The organism is Nocardia pneumoniae NBRC 100136, from assembly GCF_000308755.1.
Taxonomy (GTDB): Bacteria; Actinomycetota; Actinomycetes; order Mycobacteriales; family Mycobacteriaceae; genus Nocardia; species Nocardia pneumoniae.
Map to the genome: position 1 here is coordinate 91,324 of NZ_BAGF01000045.1, position 23,438 is coordinate 114,761.

Below are 23,438 nucleotides of genomic sequence, written 5' to 3' on the forward strand. Positions count from 1 at the left end.
GGCATGTCCGGTGGGCCGTCTCGTCCGTTCCGTGCGACACCGGATACGGCGATCGGTCAGCGGGTGAAGCGCAGCAGCCCGGTCGCCGGGTCCGCGTCGGCCAGCCGCAGACCGGCCGTGCGCGCCTCGGCGGTGAGGCGGTCGGCGTCGGCGGGCCATACGTGGTGCTCGGTCCGCACCTCCTGCACCAGTTGGTCGCCGTCGTAGCTGCGGTAGGTCATCCGCCAGACGAGAGACTCCGCGTCCACCGGGTCGGCTCGGCTCCAGCCCTCGTACCGCAAGTCACCCGCCCTGGCGGTGGTGTACCGGCGTTCCGCCGACGGCTCGACGCGCCCGGGTCGCTGCACTTCCACCACGGCGTCGGCTCCTGGGGCGAGCGAGTCCGCGATGGCATTCCATACCCGGGTGCGGGTAGCGGGGTCGAAGTGCCCGATCACCCCGAGAGCGATCACCGCCGCGCATCCCGTGGGCAGTCGTGTATCGAGGAATCCGCGCGGCAGCACGGTGATTCGCGCGCGGAGATCTTTGCGGGCGGCCAGTCGCGACAGCAGCACCGCGCGCATCGCCGCGGCCGGTTCCACGGCCACGATCCGCGCGTCGGGCAACGCGTCGGCGACCAGCATCGTGGACAATCCGGTGCCAGCCCCGATATCGGCGACCGGTCCGGCGATGGTGTCCACCTCGGCCAGCATTCTCGCCAGCACGGGTTCCACGCCGGCCACGTAGGGTGTGGCCATGAGGTCGTAGAACTCCGCGGCGGCGGCATAGTCGTCGGTCACGGCTGCTCCGAATCGCCCAGGCTCGCGAGCAGTTCCGACACCATGTGGGCCACCGTCAGGACGGCAGGCGGTCGCAGCAGCGCATAGTGGTGTGCCGCGACCGGCCGGGTGTCGATGACGACGCCGGTGTGCGCCGCCCACCCGAGGTCCTCCAGATCGGAGCAATCGTCGACGCCCATGCCGACCCCGGAATTGTGCGGTGCGGGCAGATCGGCGCGCACCAGGAGCATCTCGATTCCGTCGCCGTCGAGATGACCGGTGTGATGTGCGCCGAGCGCGCGCAGATGACGCCGGAATATGTCTTCCCTGGCCTGCTGGTCGGCCCGGTCGCCGCGCTCTACGAGGCCGGCGGCGGCCAGCCTGCGCCGGATCTCGGCTCGCTGCTGTTCGTCCGGATGCCGATCGAAATCGGCGCTCAGCGTGCCGGTTTCCAGGTCGAGATCCAGGAAGGCGGCCAGCGAGCCGAGGTAGCGCGTCCAGAATTCGCGGCCGTCGACATGATGGATGCGATCGGCGATATTCGAGTCGAGCATCACCAGCGCCTCCACGGTGTCACCGGCCGCGCGCAGCCGTCGTGCCAGCTCGTGGGCGATGATCCCGCCCATCGACCAGCCGCCGATCCGGTAGGGGCCGGTCGGCTGGTGAGCGCGCACGACCCCCTCGTACACCCGTGCCAGATCGGCGATCGTTTCCGGTCCGGGAGCACCGGCCAGTTGCGGGTCCTGGATTCCGATGACCGGTGCGCGGGTGTCGAGACCGCGCGCCAGATCGACATAACAGAGCACGTCGCCGCCGGTGGGGTGGATGAGGAACAGCGGCCGTCCGACGCCGTCGCGCAGCGGCACCAGACAGTCACCCGGCGCCGACGGCTCCGCGGCTTCGCGCCGCGCGGCCGCGGCGACCGCGGCCAGCGTGGGATCGGCGAGGAATTCCCGTGGTGTCAAGGCCAATCCGAGCTCGGTACGCAGGCGGTTGAGCATCCGGATGGCGAGTACCGAGTCACCTCCGATGGTGAAGAAGTCGGTGCCGCGGTCGAGGTCACCGGGGACGTCCACCATCTGCTGCCACAGTCCGGCGACGGCGCGCTCGGCATCGGTGGCGGGCGGTCCGCCTACCACCGCAGGTACCGGTGCGGCGACGAGGGAGGCGGGTCGCTCGGCATCGGGTACCTCGAGCGGCGCCGTCCAGGTGCCGGGCCGGTCGACGAGCGCGGTGATCGTGTCGCACACCTGCGCGAACAGCGTGTCGAGCACGCCAGGGGGGAACAGTTCCGCGACCGCGTCCAGGTTCACCACCACCGAGTCGTCCCAGTCCCACTGGAACACCTGCATGTCCAAAGCCACTTGCGGCGTGCGTACACGCTGGTAGAAATCCCGGACGACGACCGCGTCGGGGGTGCCGCCCGGCGGATTGAGCCCGAGGGTGCTGTGGAAGACGACGGGCGCCTGGGGTGCGGTGTCGCGCCTGCGCCGCGCCAGTTCCCGCAACACCTCGACGCCGGTGACCTGTCCGTGGTCGAGCATGGTGGCGATGGCCTCCTGCACGGTCCGGGCGGCGGTCAGGAACGTCGGTCGCGCGGGCAGGGCGATGTCGAGCAGCACGGTCCCCGCGTAGGGGCCGATGGCGTGATCGAGATCGCGCGGAAGGTGCAGGCGGTTGAGATAGAGCACGTTCAGCAGGAAGCGGCGGTGCCCGGCCATCCGGGCCAGCGCCGACGCCCAGCAGGTGGCGAACACCGTGGTGGGTGTGATGTTGTACTCTGCGCAGCGGTCGCGCAGGACCGCCATGCGCTGGCCGGATACTCGGAATTCCCGTCGTTCCAGCGCTTCCGGACGTGCCTGATCGAACGGCACCGCCAGAGGTAACGCGGGAGCGGGCGGGAGATCGTCGATGCGTTCCCACCACCAGTCGCGCTGTGCCCGCCATTCCGGTTCGCCGCGCTGGCGCGAGATTGTTTCCACGTAGTCGCCGAAATGCGCGGTGAGCGCGGGCAGCACCGTATTGGGTTCGTCCAGGTAGGTGAACAGCTCGGTGAACATCAGCTGCACCGACCACCCGTCGGCCACGAGCAGGCTGCAGACGATGTGCAAGCTCAGTTCGTCGCCGGGAAGCCGGACGGCGGTGACCGCGAACGGCCACGGATCCAGCCGCGGGCCGATGCGCTGCGCCTCGGCGCGGATGGCGGCCAGCCGCCGGTCGATCTCACCGCCACTGGCCCCCCTCAGGTCGAGGTGGACGATCGGGAGCGCACCCAGTCGCGGATCGTCGAGGGGCAGTACCTGCTGCGTGCCGTCCGGAAGGAAGACCGCCCGCAGCATGGGCTGGCGTTCCACCTGCCGACGCACCGCCGCATCCAGGACGGTCGGATCGATCCCGGCGAGCCGGAAATCGACATAGTTGTGCGCCGAGTCGTAGCTGAGGGCGTACCCGTGCTGCTGCCCGACCCAATAGGCCTCTTGCAGCGGAGTGAGCGGGAACGCTGCGGCCGGGTCGGCCTGCCGCGCCAGCTCGACAGCCGTCGCCGAGGTACCGGAACGGCGTTCGGCGATCAGCGCGACGAGGTCGGCGAACGACAGATCCCCGACCAGCTCCGCCACGGGCACCGCGACACCGAGTCGCGTGCGAACCATGGTGGCCATGCGCACCGCCAGAACCGAGTCCCCGCCCAGACCCACGAACGTGGAGTGGGATTGCACGGCAGCGATGTCCAGGCCGAGGACCTGCGCCCAGATCTCGGAGACAGCGGCGGCCACGTCCTCGTCGCGATCCGCTTGGCGCACACCGGAATCCGGTGCGGTCCACGCCTTCGGATCACCGGCGAGGCGGCGCAGCCACTCCACATACGAGGCGAACGCGGTGTCCGCGGCCGCCGGATCGAGGACGGTCTCGAGGACGTCCCACTGGAGTTGCACTCCCCCGGCGTGGACGAACGCCTGATGGTCGAGCCACACCTGGGGTGTCTGGCTCACGCCGTGCACGATTCTGCCCGCCCACTCCAGATCCGGGGCGCCGCCTACCAGTTGAGCCACATCGAGGGCGCTGGTGAACACCACCGGCAGCAGGCGGCGCTGCCCGGTGCGGGAGGACAGTTCGGCGAGCAGATCCAGCGCCGAATACTCGCGGTGATCGATGTCGTCGAAGAGTCGCCGCTGTGTGCGGACGACCCGCTCTCGGAAGGATCCACCGGCGGTGCGATCGACTTCGTGGGCCAGGAGCGTGGTGAAATCACCCACCGCGCCGTCGATTCCTGGCAGCGCCACCGGCCGGTCGACCAGGGTCAGCGACAGGGTGAACCGCTCGTCACCGGACCAGGCGGCGAGCACGTCCGAGTACGCGGTGAGCAGCACCGCGGACGGCGTGACGCCGTGCTCTGCCGCCAGCCGCCGCAGCCCATCCCATTCCTGTGGTGCGAGCCGGGCCTCCCGGCGGCCGAACCACGGCTGCGCCTGCGTGCGGGTGTGGGTCGGGAGGTCGGGCGCCGCGGGCAGGCTGTCCATCCGCTGCCGCCAGTAGTCGATCGCGCGACTGCGGTCCGCGGACTCCGCGCGGGTCTCGGTATATGCCACGTAGTCGGCGAACCGCGTCGGCAGCGGCGGCAACACCGCGGCCGGATCGGTGTAGAGCAGACGCAGATCTCGGTCGAGAACGAGGAAACTTCCCGCATCGCAGACCAGCGCATCGATGCCGATGAACAACCGGGTGGTGGTGTCGTCCAGCAGCGCGGCCCGCACGTCGAACAACGGCCAGCGGTCCGGGCGGTGCACCCGATGCGACAGCCGCCGCCGCAGGTCCGACAGCGTGTCCTCACGTGCGGCGCCGGCGGAGCCGGTGAGGTCGTGGCGGCGAATCCGGAACTCCGGCACCTGGGCGAGGATCCGATTACGCCCGTCCTCGGTGATGACCGCGCGCAGCATCTCGTGCCGCCGGATCACCTGGTTCCACGCCTGCTCGTAACGATCCAGATCCAGCTTGTCGCAGTCGTATTCGAGGTAGATGTGGCAGGACACGTCACTCAACCCGAATGCGCCCGACCGGCCGACCCAATATGCGTGCTGCACCCGGGTCAGCGGGAACGTGGCGTCGACGACCGCACCATCGTCCGGACGTTCGATGGCGGTGGCAGACGGTTCGGGTGAATCCGGCGCGGCCGCGGCGGGCGACGCCGGTCGGCGACCTCGCAGCAGCGCGGAGAAGGCGGCCACGGTCGGGTGCGTGAGTAGCTCCCGCATGCGGATATCGGTGTGTTGACCTTCGTTGAGGATGTCCAGCATTCGGGTCGCCAGCATGGAGGTTCCACCGAGTGCGAAGAAGTCCGCCTCGGCGTCGGCTATCCGCTCGCCCAGCAACTCTTCCCAGAGCGCGGCGACCTGCTCCTCCTCCGCACTCGCGAGCGTGCGCGATGCGGACGGTTCCACGGCGGCGGCCGTTGCCTCGGACGCGCTCTTCGCGCTCACCGGAGCAGGTGCGGCCGGTGACGTCGCCGGTAGCGGGCTGCCGTTCCGCGTCGGCGATTCGGTCCGATGGTTCGTCTCCGTCGCCGCCGACCGGCCGTCGGGCATCACCGGCTCACGGGTGGGCATCACCGCCGACAGTCCGAGGGCCGCTGGGGCCTGCGCCTCGGATCGTGCGAGCACCGTCGCCGGAGCTTCGAGTCGAATGCCCGCGCCATTCGGTGCGGGAGGCGCTGCGGACCGGGTACGGGGCGCGGTCGGTGCCGTCTGCGTTCCAGTGGGCGGGTCGATCCACAGACTCCGGCGTTGAAAGGGGTAGGCGGGCAGACGAGTGCGGCGGCGGCGACGATGCATGGCCTCGACGTCCACGGCCGCGCCGCTACACCACAGGTGACCGACCGCGGTCAGCAGCGCGGCGCGATCCGGGGCCGAATCACGGGTCTGCTCTTCGGGTTCCGCGAGCGTGCTCAGCGCCGCGGTCAGATTGGCCGGGGCGTTGCGTCGTGCGAGCGCGGCCAGCGAGCTGCCCGGTCCGACCTGCATGAGAGTTGTCGGAGCCGCGGCAGTCGCGGCTTGCAGCGCGGCCGCGAACAACACCGGTTCCCGTAGATGCCGCGCCCAATGCTCGGCGTCCAGCGATCGGATCAGTCGACCGGTGCGGGTGCTGTAGAGCGGCAGCGTGGCCGGAGCGGACGGTACGTTTTCGGCCGCGGTGCGCAGCGGCTCGACCGCCGCGGCCACGGCGGGAGAATGCAGTGCGGCGTTGATACGCAGCCTCCGGGCGCGGATCGCGGCTCGATCGAGGGCGGCCGACAGCGCCTCGATGGCGTCGACCGGTCCCGACACCACACAGGCGTCCGGGCCGTTGACGGCGGCGAGCGCGATCTCGGGGTAGCGGCCCACAGCGGCGCGCGCGTCCTCCTCGCCGAGCGCGACCGCCAGCATCGCGCCGGGCGCGGCATCCGCCAGTGCGCTGGACCGGACCGCCACCAACCGGGCGGCGTCCGGCAGGCTCAGCACTCCCGCGACGACGGCGGCGGCGTATTCGCCCAAACTGTGGCCGATGACGCCGTCGGGCTCGATGCCATAGTGACGCAGGATCACCGCGGTGGCGAGCGACACCGCGAACAGAGCTGGCTGTCCGTAGCGCACGCCGTCGACGTCGTGCCGGGCAGCGCGGCCGCTCACGATCTCGCGAATGTCGTAGTCCAGCAACGGCAGCATCGCTTCGGCGCATTCATCGATATGCGCGGCGAACACGGGCTCGTCGCGGTAGAGCCCGGCCCCCATACCCGAATACTGCGCACCGGCACCTGGAAACGCGAAGACGATGTCCGGTCGCTTGGACGGTAACGGCCCGGCGGCAATGGGCCGCGGATTCGGATCGTCGCCCGACAGCAGGGCCGTGGCACGCCACCCGGTCTCCGGATGTCTCCCGCGCGACACGGTGTAGGCGTAGTCGGCTCTGGTTTCGGCCGTCCCATCGGTGTCGGCCCGCGCGATTTGCTCCTGGCATCCGGCTTCCGTGACCGCCGAGACCAAGAGCAGTTGCGCGCGCGGGTCGGGGTCGCTGGAGCCGCTGTGCACGGGGGCTTGTTCGAGCACCACGTGACAATTGACGCCGCCGATGCCGAACGAGCTCACCCCGGCGATCCGGGTGCCATCGCGTTCGGGCCAGTCCCGGGTGTGCTCGACGGCTTCGAACAGCCCACGATGGCGTTCCAGGTCAGGATGGGCCGGAACCGCGTGCAACGTCGCCGGAATACGCCGATGCGCGAGGGCGAGGGCGGTTTTGATCAGTGACGCGATGCCTGCCGCACTGTTGGTGTGGCCGATATTGCTCTTGACCGACCCCAGCGCGATCGGCTGCGGCGCCGTTCGGCCGGTGAACACCGCGGCCAGCGCCGACAGCTCGATCTGATCGCCCAGCGCGGTCGCCGTGCCGTGTGCCTCGATCAGGTCGACCGCGTCGATCCCGACATCGGCGACCGCGAGCGCCTCGGCGATGGCCCTCGCCTGTCCGGCCGCCGACGGAGCGGTGAATCCGGCCTTGCCGCCGCCATCGTGGTTCACCGCGCTGCCGCGCACGATCGCGTAGATCGGGTCGCCGTCGGCGAGGGCGTCCGCGAGCCGCCGCAGCACCACCATGCCCACGCCCTGACTGTGCACCATGCCGGTACCGCCCGCTCCGAACGCCCGGGTGTGGCCGTCGGCGGAGAAGACCGCGTCCGGAACATGCAGGTAACCGCGTCCCTGGGGGACGATCAGCGACGCGCCGCCCGCCAGGGCGGCGTCGCATTCCTCCGACAACAGCGCCTGCGTGGCGAGGTGCACCGCGACCAGCGAGGTCGCGCAGGTGGCCTGCACCGCCACAGCGGGACCGGTGAGGTCGAGCCGGTAGGCGATCTGCTGGGGAAAATAGTCCGTCAGCGTGCCCGTCTCCGCCTGCAGCCGCCCGATCGGATCTCGTTCGGCGTTCAGGCGATAGGCGGCGAGGTTGTGCTCCAGATAGTCACTGCGCGAGGCCCCGGTGAAAACGCCGACGGCGCCGAGGCCAGCGCCGACACGGTATCCCGCGTCGCCGAGCGCGTCCCACGAGCATTCCAGCAGCAGCCGCAACTGCGGATCCATCAGTTCGGCGTCGCGCGCGAGAATCCCGAAATGCTCTGGCTCGAAACGATCCTGCCCGTCGATCACCGCACCGACCGGCACGTAGTTGCGGTGCGCGCGCAATTCGGCGGACACGCCGCGCGCGGCGAGCTCCGCGTCGTCGAACCGGGTGAGGCCTTCCCGGCCCGAGGCGAGGAGATCCCAGTACGAGGCCAGGTCGGGTGCGCCGGGAAAACGGCAGGCCATGCCGATGATGGCGACGGCGTTGTCGTCGTTCACGATTCGATCTCCATTTCCGAGTCCACCGCCAGTTGTCCGCGCATCATCGCCAGCACCGGGCACGAGGCCTCGACGAGCCGATGCAGCTCCCGATACCGGGCCGGTGTGTCGGGGCCACCGACCCGAGCCCGGATGTGCACGCGCCCAGGCTGTGCCGGATCCGTGAGCCCGAAGACAGGACCGAGATCCACGTCGGCGGTGACGTCCACCGACAGCGAGTGGATGGCGATACCCAGCCGTGCCGCGTGAAACCGGTAGGTGACCGCCTGACAGCTGCCCAGCGCGGCCAAGGCCATTCCGATCGGGTCGGGACCGGCGTCACCGCCGCCTGCCGCCACGGGTTCGTCGACCACGAGGCTGCGGCGGCCGATGCGCACCCGCATCTCGGTCGGGGTGCCCGAGCGGTGTTCGGTATGGACGGTGAAACGCTGTCTGCGGTCGGCCGCGCGGCCGGAAGCGGCACGCAGCCGGAACACGGTGTCAGCGAACGACATCCGCGAGCCTCCCTTTCGATCGGTGCGCACGCCGGCGGCGTCCGCGCGCTGCGGCGTCGGTGAGATCGATCGGCGCGGCGCCGGATCGGCTCGTCGACGGGTCGGGGGCGACACGGTCGGCGATCCAGTCCGCGAGTCGCCGGACGGTGCCGAGCCGGAAGATGTCCGGGACCGTGAGCGCCGGGGTGAGATGGCGCAGCCTGCGATGAGCGCGAACCAGGGTCAGAGAGGTCGCGCCGAGATCGTGGAAAGGGGTGGTCGCCGCGACCTCGGGGCCCAGTAGATCGGTGAATACCTCGCTGATCACGGCCTCCACGCGCGCCCGGGCGGCCGTGGCGGTCGTGGTGGCGGCGGTGAGGACGAGTTCGGCCGCGTCGCCGTAGCGGGCCTCGGCGACGAGCCCGCCGGCCGTGGCCGAGGCGTGCAGTCGGCCTACCCACTCGTCGGCGTGGTGCGCTGTGGTGCCATCGATGGGTTCCGCGCGCAGCGTCAGCGTCAGCCCGAGCGCTTCGGCCTGCCGCGCCGCGTGCACCAGCCAGTCGTCGGCCGGTGTCCACACCTGGTCCCCTGCCCGGTCCGGTGCGCTCGCCGGAAAACAGGAGGCCGCAGCCGCCGCACCGGTCGTGACGTCGGCTACTCGCGCGAGAAGTGTTTCCGGATCGACCTTCTCGGGCGTGGGACGATCGTTGCGGCCGGACCTTACTGCTCGACCGTTCTCGACCGGTCCCTGGGACGCCGCGGCGGTCGCGACGGAACGGAACGGGTTCGGCAGCCGGGAATGGTCGACCTTCCCGTTGGACGTCAACGGCAAGGCGTCCAACGGCACCCACCGGGACGGCACCATGTAGTGCGGCAGGTGTCGCGCCGCATGGTCAGCGAGTTCCGCGGTGTCCACCGGTGCGGCGCCCGCCACGACGTACGCCACGAGCTGCGGCCGGTCGTCCGCCCCCGGCACCGCCGCCGCCACACAGCGGCGAACTCGCGGATGCCGGGCGAGCACGGCTTCGATCTCGCCCAGTTCTATGCGGTGGCCGCGCACCTTGACCTGCCGGTCGACGCGGCCGAGGAACTCGATGGCCCCATCCGGACGCCATTTGCCCAGGTCGCCGGTGCGATAGAGCCGCTGGCCCAGCCGGTCGTCCCGGATGAAGCGGCGCGCGGTCTGCTCGTCGTCGCCGACATACCCGCGTGCCAGACCGGCTCCGCCGATGTGCAGCTCACCGGGTACGCCGACCGGACACGGTCGGCCCTGCTCGTCGAGCACGAGGAAGGACTGGCCGCGCAATGCCGTGCCATAGGGGATGCTGGTCCATTCGGGCCGCACCTCCCGGATCGGATGACAGATCGACCAGATGGCGGCCTCGGTCGCGCCACCCAGACTGATGACCCGCACATGGTCGCCGATCACCGCACGGAGCCGGTCCGGCAGCGACAGCGGAATCCAGTCCCCGGACAACAGCAATACGCGCAATGAGCGCAACCGCGCCGCCGCCGCCACATCGGCCTGGGCGTATTCGACGAGCATCTCGGCGAGCGCGGGCGCGGTGTTCCACACCGTGACCTGATGCGCCGCGACGAGCTCGCACCAGTGCCCTGGGTCGCGCAGCCGCTCGGCGTCCGGCAGGACCAGCGCGCCACCCGCGCCGAGCACGCCGAAGATGTCGTACACGGACAGATCGAAACTCAACGCCGACAGCGCGAGCACCCGGTCGCTCGGGCCGATGCCGAAGCGCTCGTTGATGTCATCGATGGTCGTGCGCGCGGCGCGATGTTCCACCGCGACGCCCTTCGGCTCACCGGTCGATCCGGAGGTGAAGATGACGTAAGCCAGAGCGTCGTCCGCAGTGGCGATCGGCTCGGCCACGGTTACCGCACCGGAGGCGGCTTCCAGCGGATGCGCGGTGACGTTCTGCGGAAGTTCGACGCCCGGTGCGGTCAAGGCGTGCGTGATTCCGGCGCGGCGACAGACCGAGGCGATCCTCGATGCGGGCCAATCGGGCTCGACGGGCACGAATGCCGCCCCTGCCCACAACACGGCGTACACGGCGACGATCTGTGCCGCCGACTTCGGGGCGAGGACCGCCACCCGGTCATGTGGCCGGACCCCGGCCGCGATCAGCCGACCGGCGAGTGTGCGCGCCCGCGTGGCTATCTCGCCGTGCGTGAGCGTCTCCCTGGCGGACAGCACGGCAGCGGCCTCGGGCCGCGTCGCCACCTGATCGCGTTGCGGGTCGATGAGCAGCCCGGCGCCGAGTCCGGGCGGAAGCGGTTGCACCTGCTGGAAGTGCGGGTTCCAGCCCAGGTCCACGGTTTCCCAGGCGTCGTCGTCCTCGGCCAACCGACGCAGCAGGCGGGCGTGGGCGGTGAGCATCTGGGTCACGAAGTCGGCCGGGAAGACCTCCTCGACCGCGTCCCACGCCAGCCGAAGTCCGCCCGCCTCGTCCCAGACGATGTGGTCCAGGGTCACCTGCGGGGTCTGCGAGACGCCGAAGATCTCGTCGCCCAGCCATCCCGCGGCCGGGCCCTCGGCCTGGCCCAACCCCACGCCGCTGGTGAAGACCACCGGATAGCGCGGGGCCAGGTCGGGGAACTGCTCGCGCTGCACCTCGACACCGCTGTAGGAACGGTGTTCCAGATCGGCCCAGAACCGGGCGTTGACGCGGCGGGCGAAACCGGTGAAGCCCTGCCACGAACCCGGGTCCGGCGACGGCATCTCGACCAGCGCGGTGGTGCTGAAATCCCCGACCACGCCTTCGATGTCCGCGGTGTCGGGCCGATCGAACAGGGTGGCGTTGAGGCAGAACGCGTCGGTGGCACCCCAGCGCGACAGGGTGAGGCCGAAGGCCGCGAGCAGCACGGCGGTGGGGCTCAGTCCGCGCCGCGCCGCCTGCGCGGTGAGGGCCGACCAGTGCGACGGACTCAGCCGTTCTTCGTGACGGCGGAAGCGAGCGGTGCGAATCGTTTCCGGTGCGGCGGCGTAGGGCAACCGAGGACCGGGTGGCAGGACGGTCAGTCGCTCCCGCCAGTACGCCTTGTCCCGTTCTCGTCGCTCCGTTTCGGCCATCCGGCGTGCGCGCAGTACTCGAAGGAACGTGGTCGGCGGCGCCGCCGGCACGGCGTCGGGATCGGCGACGAATCGCCCCCACTCGCGCATGAGCTGAATCCAGCTCGCCATGTCCAGCATCATGATGTCGAAGCCGACGTACAGCCGTATCGCGCCGGATGGCAGCAGCGCGGCGTGGATGTCGAACAACGGACCGGTGGCGGTATCGCGCACCTGATGCGACTTCTCCTGGCGCAGCCGCGCCAGTGCCGCGGCGGCGTCGCTTCCGGGATCCCGCAGATCGGTGATCTCGATGCGGTAGGGATCCCCCGCCGGCAGCACCCTTTGCCGGCCATCGTCGGTGACGACGGCCCGCAGCATGTCGTGCCGGGCGACGACCTTGTTCCACGCCGTCTCGAGCGCGGCGACCTCGGACCACGCGTTCGCCGCCACGAACCGCTCTGGATCACGGTCGAACTCGAAGTAGTAGAAAGTGGCCACTCCGCCGAGTGGCATCCCCTTCTCCCGGCCGACCCAGTATGACGCCTGAATCGGGGTGAGCTCCTCCTCGTCGACGGCGTCGGACACCTCGGCGGCGGATGACACGGCATCGGCGACAGACGTGTGATCGAGTGTCCCACCGCGATTTTCGACCTCGGTGGCCAAAGTCTCGAGTGTGGCTCCGACAAAGGAAGCCAGCGGAACACGGACGCCTGTGCGTTCGGCCAGGCGCAGATGCAGACGGGCGGCGAGGAAGGAATCCAGTCCCAGTTCCTGCAACGGGCGCCGCGCATCCACCGCGCTCGCGTCGATTCCGAGAACCGTTGCAGCGCAACGGCGAACTACGTCTACGGTGGTCGCCATCTCCAGCCCTTGCTCGGGAAAACCAACGCGCCTACACTAACCAGTAATGACAATCTTTTTCAACAACGCGTTGGACTGCTACCGGTTATTGGGGCGGTCGGGACTGCGCGTGTCGCCGATGGCATTGGGCACCTTGACCTTCGGGTCCGCCTGGGGATGGGGGGCGGACAAGCGGGAGGCCCGGCGGATCTTCGACGCGTATGTCACACGCGGCGGCAACTTCGTCGACACCGCAGGCAACTACACCGGCGGCACCGCCGAGGAATGGCTCGGCGAGTTCGCCGCGGCCGACCGGGACAGCCTCGTCCTCGCGACCAAGTACACCGCGCTGCGACGGCTCACCGACCCCAACTCCGGTGGCAACCATCGCAAGAACATGATCGCCTCGGTCGAGGCCAGTCTGCGCCGCCTGAACACCGACTATCTCGATCTGCTCTATCTGCACCTGTGGGACGACCTGACCCCGGTCGAGGAAATCCTGCGCGGCATGGACGATCTGGTGCGCACGGGCAAAGTGCTCTACGTCGGCATCTCCAACACCCCCGCCTGGCAGATCGCCCGCATGCAGACCATTGCCGACCTGCGCGGCTGGACGCCGCTCATCGCCGTCCAGCTCGAATACAACTTGGCCGAACGCACCGTCGAGCACGACATGCTGCCGATGGCACGTGCGCTCGGCCTGGGCGTCGTCGCCTGGTCGCCACTGGCAGGTGGCGTTCTCACCGGCAAATACACCCGGGACGATCTACCGTCGGACGCACGCAAGCCGACGCTGGGGACATCCCGGAAGGAGTTGATCCTCGCCGGTGAAGGTCTCACCGAACGAGCTCTGGCCATCGCCGACGCCGTGCGCCGCGTCGCCGAAGAGCTCGGCCGATCACCGGCGCAGGTAGCCCTCGCCTGGACGCTGCGCCAACCCGATGTCACCGCGCCCGTTCTCGGCGCGCGCACCCTCACACAGCTCGAGGACAATCTCGGCGCGCTGACCGTGCAGTTCGAGGACCATCAACTGGAGTACCTCCGGAAAGCATCCGCCACCACTCCGGGATATCCGCACAACGTCCTCGCACGCCCCATGGCGCGCCGGACCATCGTCGGAGACATGCGCATCGAAACGCGCTCCACATCCTGACACCGATCACCGACGTCCCGAGGAAACGATTGTGGCTCTCTTCGACCTGTTCATCGACCACCTGCTGCGCCGACCGCGAGGGCGGCTGGCCCGGATGATGTGGCGCGACATGAAGTCTCACCGCGAGATCTTCCGCGACACGCTGGCGGCGCTGAACCTCACCCCCGACGACAACGTGCTCGAAATCGGCTGCGGCGGCGGCACCTTCGCCACACAGGCGCTCGCGCTCGGCTGCCGGATGACCGCGGTCGATCACAGCGCCGACATGGTGGCGCTCACGAAATCGGCCAACGCGGACGCCGTGCGCGAAGGCCGACTCGAGGTCATCGAGGCAGCCGCCGAATCGCTACCCCTCCCGGATCGGCACTTCACCTGCGCGACCGCGATGAACCTGCTGTTCTTCGTTCCCGTTCCGGCCCTGCTCACCGAACTGCATCGCGTCCTCGCACCGGGCGGACGTCTCGTCCTGCACACCGTCGCGCCCGAACCGCCGCGCTCGGTCATGCCCGCGCCGCTGGCCGAACGCGTGCGCTTGCACTCCGACACCGAACTCGTCGCCATGCTCGAAGCGGCAGGCTTCCACCAGCCGCGCGTCGAGCGAGTCCGCGACGCCTACCAACTCGTCACGGCGGCACGGCCGAGCTGAATGAACGCGCTAGAACAGATCAGCCAGCTTGGCAGCCACTTCCGAGCTGGACTCGTTGTCGGTGTCGATGACCAACGCCTCACCGCGGGATCGACGGAGGACAGCTGTCTCCTCAGTGGAGCGAGCAATTGTTCGCATCTGTTGCTGAGCCGACGCCCCGACCAGTGAATCGCCCGCCAGCTCAGGACCGTGACCGCGGGCGCGCTGTGCGATCCTCTCGGCCAGCGCACTCGGGGATGCCTCCAGGTACGCAATGGTGACAGCCTCGTCTGCGAAAGCATTCCGATATGGATGCGGCGTACCCCGCGCGACGACAACCAGCGCTCGCGCACCTGCGTCCCGGTAGCCGCGCCAGACCCGAATGAGGTTGTCGACTTTGGCGTTCGGTGCCGAGTCCGACTGGTGGAACCCGAGCTGATCCACGTCGATATACGCGGCCGGGATGTTGCGACTCCACAGCATTCGGAAAACTTCCCATCCCACGGTCGATTTGCCCACCGCGGTCGGACCGGCGAGAAGCAGCACCGATGCCGGACCCTCTGGCGCAGGCGCTATGGGTGCCGAGGCCGGTCGCAGGATCGGGTGCGTCTGCGTCGCGAGAGGAACCCGGTCGGCCAATGCCTCGACAACCGCGCCGGGGGACATGGTCGTGATATCCAACGGCAAACCCACCGCACTGCGGTCGAGAGCATCGGCGAACGCTATCGCCCCCTCGAGCCGTTCCACAGAGGATCCGCGCTCGAGGTAGCGGCGCCGCAGTTCCTCGCGTGCGCAGCGTAGGCGCACCAACGTGAACTCGACGTCGCGAGCCGTGCGAACGTACGGGTCGATCCCGCGATGCGAATCGACGACGCCGGACACAATGAGTTGCTGGGCACCGTGGTCGCGAAATGTATCGATCACCGCGATGAGATTCGTCGCCTTAAGACGATGGTATTCCGGGTCGCCTGGCGGTGCCGGAACGAGCAGTCCGAGTTGATCGATATCGACATACGCGACCGGTCGGCCCCGCGCCGTCGCCCACAGGTACAGCGCCCAACTCACTGTCGATTTGCCGACGCCCGGCGCGCCGGTCAGCCACAGTACCGACATAGGCCGCAATCGAAATCCCTTCGTATCCCCGATCGAGCCGCCCATGATCCCGGGTGCGACTTCGGCCGCTCAACCAAATTTCCGCCGATACATGCAACGGTCTCAACTCTGGGTCTCCCGACGTTCGCCCGCGTCGCCGAGGTCGGCCGCCAGTCCCGATCCCGATCGCGCGGAAACCCTCGCCCGCGCTACCAGCGACTCACAGCGCCAGATCTACACTCTCGCCCGGATGGGACCGACTCGGCACCTCCAGAGTCCCGAAGGGAAGTTCGAGCTCACGATCGTTGACGGGACACGGTTACGAGCACTTCTCGACATGCGGGCAAGGGTTCACACGATCTGGTCGAGGACGGCTGCCATTTCGCGGGACTGGAGTATGACACCTACGTGGCCGGCGGGCAGGCGGGGTATGCGTCCCCACGTCTCGGCCCCCATCGACCACCGGTAGCCGAGCGGCTGAAACGAGAAAGGCTCCGCACCGTAACGGTGCGGAGCCTGCAAGTCACGCTGGATCAGATAGCGCGGACGTCCTGAGCCTGCGGACCCTTCTGGCCCTGCCCGATCTCGAACTCCACACGCTGGCCCTCATCGAGGGTCTTGAAACCCGAGCCACCAATGGCCGAGTAATGCACGAAGACGTCAGGACCGCCTCCGTCTTGAGCGATAAAGCCGAAGCCTTTTTCGCCGTTGAACCACTTCACGCTGCCTTGAGCCATGCTGTACTAATTCTTTTCTGTAGATGAGCCGCGCAGATCACTTCGATTAGCCCGGTCTCGCGTCCCACTATGCCACACTTCGAAGACTCGCACGTCCACGGCTCGAGACTGTAGGCAGCGTCACTGATCGCGCGCCGTCTCCCAGGTGCCCCTCTGTCCACCTCCCATGAGGCGCGGATGCAGGCCCGGACATCGAGCTGCCTGACGCAGGGGCAGCGCCCCCGGCGCGACGCCTCGCCCAGGTCGTCGCACGCTGGGACGGCGCCGCACGGATGCGTACGAGGCGATGGGCAGATGACCGAGCGGCCAGTGCCGCTGCGTCTTCCGTGCAATTTCACGGTACGCTGAAATACGTTTCAGCAGGTGCTGAGACCGCATCAGCAGGCGATCATGCGCGATCGCGGAACGGGCGGAAGGGGGACAGCAGGACATGGCGGCACGAGCTGGGAGGGGGCCGCGTGGGGAACGCGGCGCGCAGGCGGACCGTATCTTGACGGCGGCCCGCAAGTCCTTCGCCGAGCGGGGCTACAGCGGGACCTCACTGCGGTCGGTGGCTCAGGCCGCCGATGTGGATCCCACCCTGGTGAACTACTACTTCTCCAACAAGACCGGACTGCTGAAGGCGGCGCTGGAGCCGCCGGACGCCTTCGGTGCGGGCATTGCCGAGGCCGCCCGGGCGCCGCTGGAGGAGCGCGGGCGAGCCTTCGTGGAGGCGGCGCTGCGCATGTGGGACGACCCGGCCACCGCGGAGGTCCTGCGCTCGATCATCCTCGCGGCAAGTCACGAGCCCTTCGCCATGGAGCGGCTTCGATCCGTCTTCTCCGCGCTCGTCCTGCAGGTCGTGTCGGCGAGCCTTCCCGACGCCGAGGCCGAGCTACGCGCGGATCTGGTCTCCACGCAGATCGTGGGCCTGGCGATGACACGTTACGTCTGGGCGATCGACCGCATCGCCGACATCCCCTCAGAGCAGGTCGTTCGCCTGATCGCGCCGACTGTGCAGCACTACCTCACGGGCGCACTGGGCGAGGACATCCCGGCGAACGCCTGACCGCTACTGACTGCCGGGGCGGACATCGCCGGTCAGCCCGCTGGTTTCCAGCGCAGACCGCCGATTGCCGAATCTCCAAATAATTCCCGCACCATGGGATGACCTGCGAGGACGGTGCACCTGCCCCGGTCCGCAGCCCCCTCGGGCATTCACGACCCCGACACGTACGACACGGTCAGCGGGCGCGGACCCGCCATATTTTCACGGCACATGGAAATTACTCTTGTCCGCAGTCAGCCGGTGCGCGTACGGTGAGGACAGTTAATTTCAGTACACGTGGAAATGAAGGTGCCATGGTCCGATTCAAGGCCGCTGGAGTGGAGCCCGGTCAGCGTCAGCTCAACGGACCGCAGACCACCGGGCGTCAGTACCGCAACCTGTCCCCGGCGCTCCACGGGACGACACGCCAGGACAATGTGCCCGTCCCGGTCCGCGACGGCACCCAACTCCTGGCCGACATCCACCGGCCCGACGCGGAGGGCAGGTTCCCCGCCCTCATCGCGGCGGCCCCCTACCCCCGCCAGCTCCAGGATCTGGGCGCCCCCGCGGCCATCATCGAGGCCGGTGCCAGCGACTTCTGGGTGCCGCGCGGCTACGCCCATGTCATCGCCAACCTCCGGGGCACGGTCGGCTCCGGCGGCACCTACACCTTCTTCGACGAGCAGGAGCGCAAGGACCTGTTCGACTTGGTCGAGTGGGCCGCCGGGCAGCCCTGGTGCGACGGAAGGGTAGGCATGATCGGCATCAGCTACTACGCCATGAGCCAGTTGGAGGCAGCCACCCAGCGCCCGCCGCACCTCGAGGCACTGTTCCCCTTCAACGTCACTGTCCAGGTCCGGGAAGCCGCCTACCACAACGGCCTGTTGAGCGAGGCCTTCATCACCCCCTGGATCCATGCGCTGGGCGTCCTGTCCGCCCACGGCGACCGCCTCTACCGCAATGGCCTGTCCCGTCTCCTGCGCCGGTTCCTCGCTATCCCCGCCGTCCACCGGCGGTTCAGCCGGACCGACGCTGTCCAGGTACACCGCCGCCTGGAGCAGGTCAGCCGCTTCCGCCACGACGCCCAGCCATGGAATGCCCTGCTCGAGGCGGTGGCGACCGAGCACCCCACCCGCGATGCGTGGTGGGACGAGCGTGACCTGACCGGACTGCTCGCCGATGTCGACATACCCGTCTACCTCGGCGGCGAGTGGTCCAACGTCCCCCTGCACCTGACCGGGCTCTTCGAAGCCTGGGACGCCCTCGCCCACAACCAGCAGGTGCGCATGGCCATGCTCGGGGACCACAGCCTGCCCTGGCCATGGGAAAGCATGCACGTCGAGGCCCTCGCCTGGTTCGACCACTGGCTCAAGGGCCGGGACACCGGCATTCTCGAAGGCCCTGCCATCCGATACTGGTTGCCCGGGGCCGAACAGTGGCACACCGCCGACTCCTGGCCTCCGCCGGCCACCCACACCGCCTTGGCTCTCAGCGCCGATGGCTCCCTGACGACCGACGAGCGGCCGGGCGAACGCAGTTACGCCACCGACAGCGCGAAACCCCTGCCAGGGCAGCTGAGTTGGACCAGCGCCCCCCTTCCCGACGACATCGACATGGTCGGCCACCCCGAACTACGGCTCACCGCCACCAGCAGCACGACCGACACGGCATGGATCGTGCTCCTGCAAGACGTCGGCCCGGACGGCACGACCGCCGACATCACCCAGGGCTGGCTGCGCGCCAGCGTGCGGCAGGTCGACGAGGACGCGAGTGAGACGGGTCGGCCCGTCCTCCCAGCGCGGGCGCAGATCCCCATCCCTCCGGGCGAGCCGGTCGACTACCGCATCCCGCTGGTCGCCAACGCCCGCCGTTTCCAGCGCGGGCACCGCATCCGGCTGATCCTCACCAGCGACGACAATCGCAAGGAGTTCCAGCCCATGCTGCGGTTCAGTCACGCCCCCGTCGGCGTGGTGTGCGTCAACACGGTGCACTCCAGCTCACGCCTGCTCCTTCCGATCCTGGACGGCGAATGAACGGGATGCGCTGCGGCCGCGACGATCCGGCGGCCCGCTCGTCTCGATCACCCTCCGGGTGAGCCGCGGCGTGGCGCACCAAACCCCTGTTCACCGCGGCGCCCCCTAGGCAAGACCGTCCCGATCTCATGGAGTTCGCTGATGACCACTACATCCACCCGCAAGGCGAGCCCGAGCCTCCTCCGCCACACATCCGCGATCGGCGGCGCCGTCCTGGTCACAGCCCTGCTGTGGGCCGCAGCCCACAGCCTCGGCGTCGAACTTCGCGTCGATGCCCGCAACGGACGGCCGCCCCAGACCGTCGGCCTGCCCCTCGTCGTCGGCAGCACGCTCGTCGTCTGCCTGCTCGCCTCGGCGACGCGGAAGTGGCTGGACCGGTTGACCGACCGGGCCCCGACGGTCTGGACCCGACTGACCGTCACCGTCTTGCTGGTATCGCTCGCGCCCCTGACCTACGTCCAGGCATCCGGCAGCGCCAAAGCCACGCTCGCCCTGATGCACCTGGCAGTCGCCGCCGTACTCGTTCCGCTCCTGGCTCGCGGAAGCGGCGACCGCCCCGGAACGCAGCAGCACGCCAGCAACCAATCGATCCGCTGAGAGCGCGGAGCGTGATCCGTCCGCGGCCCGGAACGTCGAAGGATCCGCTGCTGAAGGCGCGTGAGTTTCTCGATCATGGCAGTACAGAGAGGTCGGCAAAGTGATGCAATGCCATGTCACAGTCCGATTCCCGGGTTGGCCGCCGATGCATTACAAGGCCGACTCCGTGGCAGCGCATACTTTTGCGAAGGCAGCATATGAAATGGGACTTGCAACAATTCAAATCGATCAGGATATGCGCGAAGCATTGCGGCCCATGCCTTGTCAGCGGCTCTGGCAATGAACAAACATGCCTGATGCCGCGTGCCGCAGCAGCTGATGAGCTCGGTCGGAGCCGAATCCCGTGTCGTGCCAGGCTGTTCGAGATCCAGCCGAACTCGACTCGGACTCGAACACACCCCACCGCTCATCGCCGACCGTACCGTGGATGGGCGGTGGCTCATGGATGCCGAACGCGAGTTGGCCACTACCGGGGCATGGGCATGTTCGGGTCAGACCAGTAGGCGGGGTCGCGGCCGTAGTTCGGTGTCCGGTACGCCAGGTCCCATGGCGCGCCGGGGACGATGAGTTCGCGCCAGGGAGCGACTTCGACGTAAAGAACACGCATCGCATTGAGCGCCGCGAAATGCAGGGCGGGCCCATCGGTGCTGACCGCGTCCTCGGCGACGGCAACCTCGAAATTGCGTTCCAGACCTGCCCGAACGGTCGCCTCGACACACACATTGGTCTGCAACCCGGCGACGATCAGCCGACGGACGCCCATACTGCGCAGGATCGGGTCGAGTTCGGTGTAGGCGAAGAAGCTGTGGCGGGTTTTGTCGAGTACCAGGTCATTCGGCTGCGGTGCCACGGCATCGATGATCTGTGATCGCCAGAGCCGATCCTCGGCCGTCAGCCTCGGCAACAGCGGGGCGCGCAAGCGTCGATGCCGGGCGGAGCGAGGATTCAGCGCCAACGACCCCGCCGGGCTGGGAAGTTGACGGGAATACACCACCGGGACGCTCATCGAGCGGGCAGAGTCGGCCAGCTCACGGCACGCGGTCACCACCTGGTCCAACTGCCAGATCGGCGGCCAACCCAGCGCATCGCGGACGTCTTGGACGAGATAGCTATTCTGCAGGTCGATCAGCAACAACGCAGTGTCGGACAACGGCTCCCCCAACTGACGAACACAACTGATCCTCGGACAAGACAGCGTAGGGCCTGCCCGCATCACTGCGCGGCGGTTCGCCTGAGCTCGGGTTGTATGAGCCGGTGAACACACTCCCTGGTCCGCCGCCACGTCGCCGCCATGCTGGACTGGCGCACCGAGGATTGGGGGCTGCCGATCAACCAGACCGACATGGCCGCCACACTCGTGGGCGCGCTGCTCGCGCCGTTCATCGGCGGCCTCGTACTGGGAATGATCCCCTCCCGCAGCGAAACCATGGCCGCCGCGCACTTGACCCGGTACGTCGGCTGGCTCATCGGTGTCGAGGAACAGTGGCTTCCCACCGGTTTCCGGGATGGTGTCGCGATCCTGCACCACTGCCTCGGTGCCATCACCAACCCCAATGACACCAGCCGCCGGCTCGCGCTGCCGATGGCTGATGACCCGCTGAACTGGCACTATCCGAACCTGCCCGGTCTGCGCGGTCGGATCGCCCGCGCTCAGCACTTGTCGGTGAGCAGTTCGTTCCTCGGACCCAAGGCCATGAAGATCCTCGGGCTGCCCGCCTACATGCCCCCGTGGTATCCCGCGCTGCGTATCCCGGTGAACCTGGTGCGCAGCGCGCTGGTGCGCTGGTGCGGGGCATCCCCGGCGGAATGGAGCGCGCGGCGGTGCAGGGCCGGCGTGAGCGGGCTTCCCTCGCCGCCGTGCGGTCATCCGGGTCGGCCGGCGGCCGGTGGGTGTGGCCACTCATCCGGAGCGACCACTGGCATATGTCGCCAACTCCAAGTCCGATACTCTGTCGGTAATTCGTGGGGAAGAACAAATCGCGGCGGTCGATGTGGGTTCACGGCCGTTCGGCGTGACCGCCGATCCCCTGAACCGGATCTGGGTCACACACGACGCCGGTGCCGTGTCGATAGTCAATGCATTGAGCAACACCGTAACGGCGACGGTGGAGGCCGGCTCGCGCCCAACCGGGGTCGCCGTCGACCTCCACAGCGGCCATGCCTATGTCGCCAATAGCGGTGAGGACACCGTGACCGTCATCGAACCATGAAATAGCCGCACGCATTCCCGAACTCGACCACTCGCATACGATCGTTCACCAAAGCCGTTCAGCGACAACCGCAGCACGCATTACCCCGCATTCCGACTCGAACCGCCCAACCACGGTCGTGCCGGCGCGAGCGTCGGCTGGCCTGACGGGGTATTTCTCGAACCCGCGGCCTGGAGAATCGGTAATTCGAGTAGTCCGTTACTCACGTCGAGCCGACCTCCGGGCAATATTCTTCCCCTCTACCGGGCGATCCGCCGGAAGGGGCACTGATGGCGAGCGTTGACACCGTTCTGCCGATACCGGCAATTTCCCGCCGCCACCTGCTCCGGACTCACCACGACCGTTCACATTCCGATTGCTGCGTCCCGAGGGCTGGCTCACCTCGGCGAGTCGGCGGGCGTAGTGCGGAGCGCTTGGTGCGCGCACTGCCTCACCCCAGTTCGGGCAATCAGAGATGTCGCCGTACCAGCCGATTCTCGCCCCATACCCGGGCTCACTGCCGACCAACGCCTCGAAGGGATAACGAATTATGGGACTCAAAAGCATGCTGCTCACCTCGCCGAGCCCCGACCAACAGCTGGAGAACTGCTTGGTTTCCGATCCGGCACATATCGGAGAGGGAATCAATGCCGTCGGCGAGCACGTGCGGCGGATTCAGATCGCGCTCAACGAGGTCGACGATGCCGGTCTGGAAGTCGACGGTATCTATGGGGAGGACACCGGTGACGCGGTCGAGGACTACAAGAACGTGCGCCACATTCTGGCCCCCGGGCAGACCCAGGCCGACCGCATCGTCGGCAAGCGAACGATCAAGACCCTCGACGAGGAGGTGTTCGAATTCGAGAATACGACGCCTCCGGAATCCGGCTTGGTCTCGCCGACCGCGGCGGGCCTGCCGCACGATCACCAATCGTGCCCGACCCCGCCGCGGGTGCGGCACGCAGGACCGGACGGGCGCGCCGAGCATCGTGGTACGCCGATCAATCCCATCGGCACCGCGATGAAGATCAACATCTATGGCGAAGGCGAAACGGACTATGTGGGCTTCGCCGACTTCGCCACCGAGCCTCAGTTCGCTCTCGGCCGGCCGATGACCTCAACCTTGGTCGATGGATGCGCCAGCGACATCTGTGTACGCCATTCACCGCTCAGCGCGGTGACCCTGAGCGAGATCCGGCGTCTGGCTCAGTCGGCGCTGGTCGGTGGATGCCGGTTCACATACGCATCGAACCGAGAACTGTTCCTGACCCCCCGCGCGGACATCCTCGGTCTCGGCACGGTCATCCAGCAGCACCGCATCGCCGATCCGGACCATCCGAACAACCCCGCGAAGGACATGGAGGTGTGGGTCGTCGACATGTTCTGAATGAGAGCGCGGCATCGGCGAAACGTGTGCGTAGGCCCGAATGCGACAGGGCGATTCAAGTAGTTCGCTACTCATGTGGCTTCAATCACACGAATCTAT

Annotated in this window: 14 protein-coding genes and 1 pseudogene; 8 read left to right on the forward strand and 7 right to left on the reverse strand. The window is 68.4% G+C overall.

Annotation, left to right across the window (positions count from 1 at the left end; all coding sequences use genetic code 11):
* Nucleotides 1–56: 56 nt before the first annotated feature.
* The 4 genes from ON34_RS14535 to ON34_RS14550 are packed head-to-tail and all read right to left on the reverse strand — an operon-like array spanning nt 57 to nt 12,520.
* A complete protein-coding gene (locus tag ON34_RS14535; RefSeq protein ID WP_051022599.1) occupies nt 57–779 on the reverse strand; it encodes a class I SAM-dependent methyltransferase in 723 nt (240 codons plus the stop codon).
* Nucleotides 776–8,119: a type I polyketide synthase gene (locus tag ON34_RS33560; RefSeq protein WP_051022601.1), complete on the reverse strand. Its 7,344-nt coding sequence runs from the start codon at nt 8,117–8,119 to the stop codon at nt 776–778. The genes ON34_RS14535 and ON34_RS33560 overlap by 4 nt, the downstream gene beginning before the upstream one ends.
* On the reverse strand, nt 8,116–8,613 hold the full coding sequence (locus ON34_RS14545; RefSeq protein WP_051022603.1) for an OsmC family protein: 498 nt from the start codon (nt 8,611–8,613) through the stop codon (nt 8,116–8,118). The genes ON34_RS33560 and ON34_RS14545 overlap by 4 nt, the downstream gene beginning before the upstream one ends.
* Nucleotides 8,600–12,520, reverse strand: coding sequence for a non-ribosomal peptide synthetase (locus ON34_RS14550; RefSeq protein ID WP_083889434.1), 3,921 nt, complete (start codon nt 12,518–12,520; stop codon nt 8,600–8,602). Before ON34_RS14550 ends, ON34_RS14545 begins: the two co-directional genes overlap by 14 nt.
* 46 nt (nt 12,521–12,566) lie before the next feature.
* Between ON34_RS14550 and ON34_RS14555 the strand changes: the two genes are divergently transcribed.
* Nucleotides 12,567–13,652: an aldo/keto reductase gene (locus tag ON34_RS14555; protein WP_040779644.1), complete on the forward strand. Its 1,086-nt coding sequence runs from the start codon at nt 12,567–12,569 to the stop codon at nt 13,650–13,652.
* A gap of 31 nt (nt 13,653–13,683) precedes the next feature.
* A complete protein-coding gene (locus ON34_RS14560; RefSeq protein ID WP_051022608.1) occupies nt 13,684–14,298 on the forward strand; it encodes a class I SAM-dependent methyltransferase in 615 nt (204 codons plus the stop codon).
* 9 nt (nt 14,299–14,307) lie between these two features.
* Here ON34_RS14560 and ON34_RS14565 read toward each other — a convergent pair whose 3' ends face one another.
* Nucleotides 14,308–15,390 (reverse strand): AAA family ATPase, encoded by a 1,083-nt coding sequence (locus ON34_RS14565; protein ID WP_040779645.1) that lies wholly within the window; start codon nt 15,388–15,390, stop codon nt 14,308–14,310.
* Between the two features lie 512 nt (nt 15,391–15,902).
* Nucleotides 15,903–16,106 (reverse strand): cold-shock protein, encoded by a 204-nt coding sequence (locus ON34_RS14570; RefSeq protein ID WP_011209970.1) that lies wholly within the window; start codon nt 16,104–16,106, stop codon nt 15,903–15,905.
* Between the two features lie 490 nt (nt 16,107–16,596).
* Here ON34_RS14570 and ON34_RS14575 point away from each other — a divergent pair, with 490 nt between their 5' ends.
* The 3 genes from ON34_RS14575 to ON34_RS14585 all read left to right on the forward strand — a co-directional run bounded on the left by ON34_RS14575 (nt 16,597) and on the right by ON34_RS14585 (nt 19,763).
* Nucleotides 16,597–17,154, forward strand: a complete 558-nt coding sequence (locus ON34_RS14575) for a TetR/AcrR family transcriptional regulator (RefSeq protein ID WP_051022610.1) — start codon at nt 16,597–16,599, stop codon at nt 17,152–17,154.
* Between the two features lie 293 nt (nt 17,155–17,447).
* Nucleotides 17,448–19,166 carry a CocE/NonD family hydrolase gene (locus ON34_RS14580; protein WP_040779648.1) on the forward strand — a complete coding sequence of 573 codons (1,719 nt, stop codon included), beginning with the start codon at nt 17,448–17,450 and terminating at the stop codon, nt 19,164–19,166.
* A gap of 141 nt (nt 19,167–19,307) precedes the next feature.
* Nucleotides 19,308–19,763, forward strand: coding sequence for a DUF6069 family protein (locus tag ON34_RS14585; protein ID WP_051022612.1), 456 nt, complete (start codon nt 19,308–19,310; stop codon nt 19,761–19,763).
* A gap of 466 nt (nt 19,764–20,229) precedes the next feature.
* Here ON34_RS14585 and ON34_RS14590 read toward each other — a convergent pair whose 3' ends face one another.
* Nucleotides 20,230–20,976 (reverse strand): cysteine hydrolase family protein, encoded by a 747-nt coding sequence (locus tag ON34_RS14590; protein WP_218003891.1) that lies wholly within the window; start codon nt 20,974–20,976, stop codon nt 20,230–20,232.
* Between the two features lie 129 nt (nt 20,977–21,105).
* On the opposite strand from ON34_RS14590, the pseudogene ON34_RS38315 reads away from it, so the two are divergent.
* The 3 genes and pseudogenes from ON34_RS38315 to ON34_RS14605 form a co-directional block, all read left to right on the forward strand.
* A pseudogene (locus ON34_RS38315) lies at nt 21,106–21,456 on the forward strand (oxygenase MpaB family protein); the annotation flags it as partial.
* Between the two features lie 199 nt (nt 21,457–21,655).
* Nucleotides 21,656–21,973: a YncE family protein gene (locus ON34_RS36775; protein ID WP_169333871.1), complete on the forward strand. Its 318-nt coding sequence runs from the start codon at nt 21,656–21,658 to the stop codon at nt 21,971–21,973.
* A gap of 529 nt (nt 21,974–22,502) precedes the next feature.
* Entirely contained in the window at nt 22,503–23,339 is an 837-nt protein-coding gene (locus tag ON34_RS14605) for a peptidoglycan-binding domain-containing protein (protein WP_040779652.1), read from the forward strand.
* The last annotated feature ends 99 nt before the right edge of the window (nt 23,340–23,438 follow it).

Coding starts and splice junctions, on each gene's coding strand:
- ON34_RS14545 (WP_051022603.1), bottom strand. CDS start 8,613: ATGTCGTTCGCTGACACCGTGTTCCGGCTGCGTGCCGCTTCCGGCCGC.
- ON34_RS14555 (WP_040779644.1), top strand. CDS start 12,567: ATGACAATCTTTTTCAACAACGCGTTGGACTGCTACCGGTTATTGGGG.
- ON34_RS14550 (WP_083889434.1), bottom strand. CDS start 12,520: ATGGCGACCACCGTAGACGTAGTTCGCCGTTGCGCTGCAACGGTTCTC.
- ON34_RS14585 (WP_051022612.1), top strand. CDS start 19,308: ATGACCACTACATCCACCCGCAAGGCGAGCCCGAGCCTCCTCCGCCAC.
- ON34_RS14590 (WP_218003891.1), bottom strand. CDS start 20,976: ATGCGGGCAGGCCCTACGCTGTCTTGTCCGAGGATCAGTTGTGTTCGT.
- ON34_RS14605 (WP_040779652.1), top strand. CDS start 22,503: ATGGGACTCAAAAGCATGCTGCTCACCTCGCCGAGCCCCGACCAACAG.
- ON34_RS14580 (WP_040779648.1), top strand. CDS start 17,448: ATGGTCCGATTCAAGGCCGCTGGAGTGGAGCCCGGTCAGCGTCAGCTC.
- ON34_RS14570 (WP_011209970.1), bottom strand. CDS start 16,106: ATGGCTCAAGGCAGCGTGAAGTGGTTCAACGGCGAAAAAGGCTTCGGC.
- ON34_RS14565 (WP_040779645.1), bottom strand. CDS start 15,390: ATGTCGGTACTGTGGCTGACCGGCGCGCCGGGCGTCGGCAAATCGACA.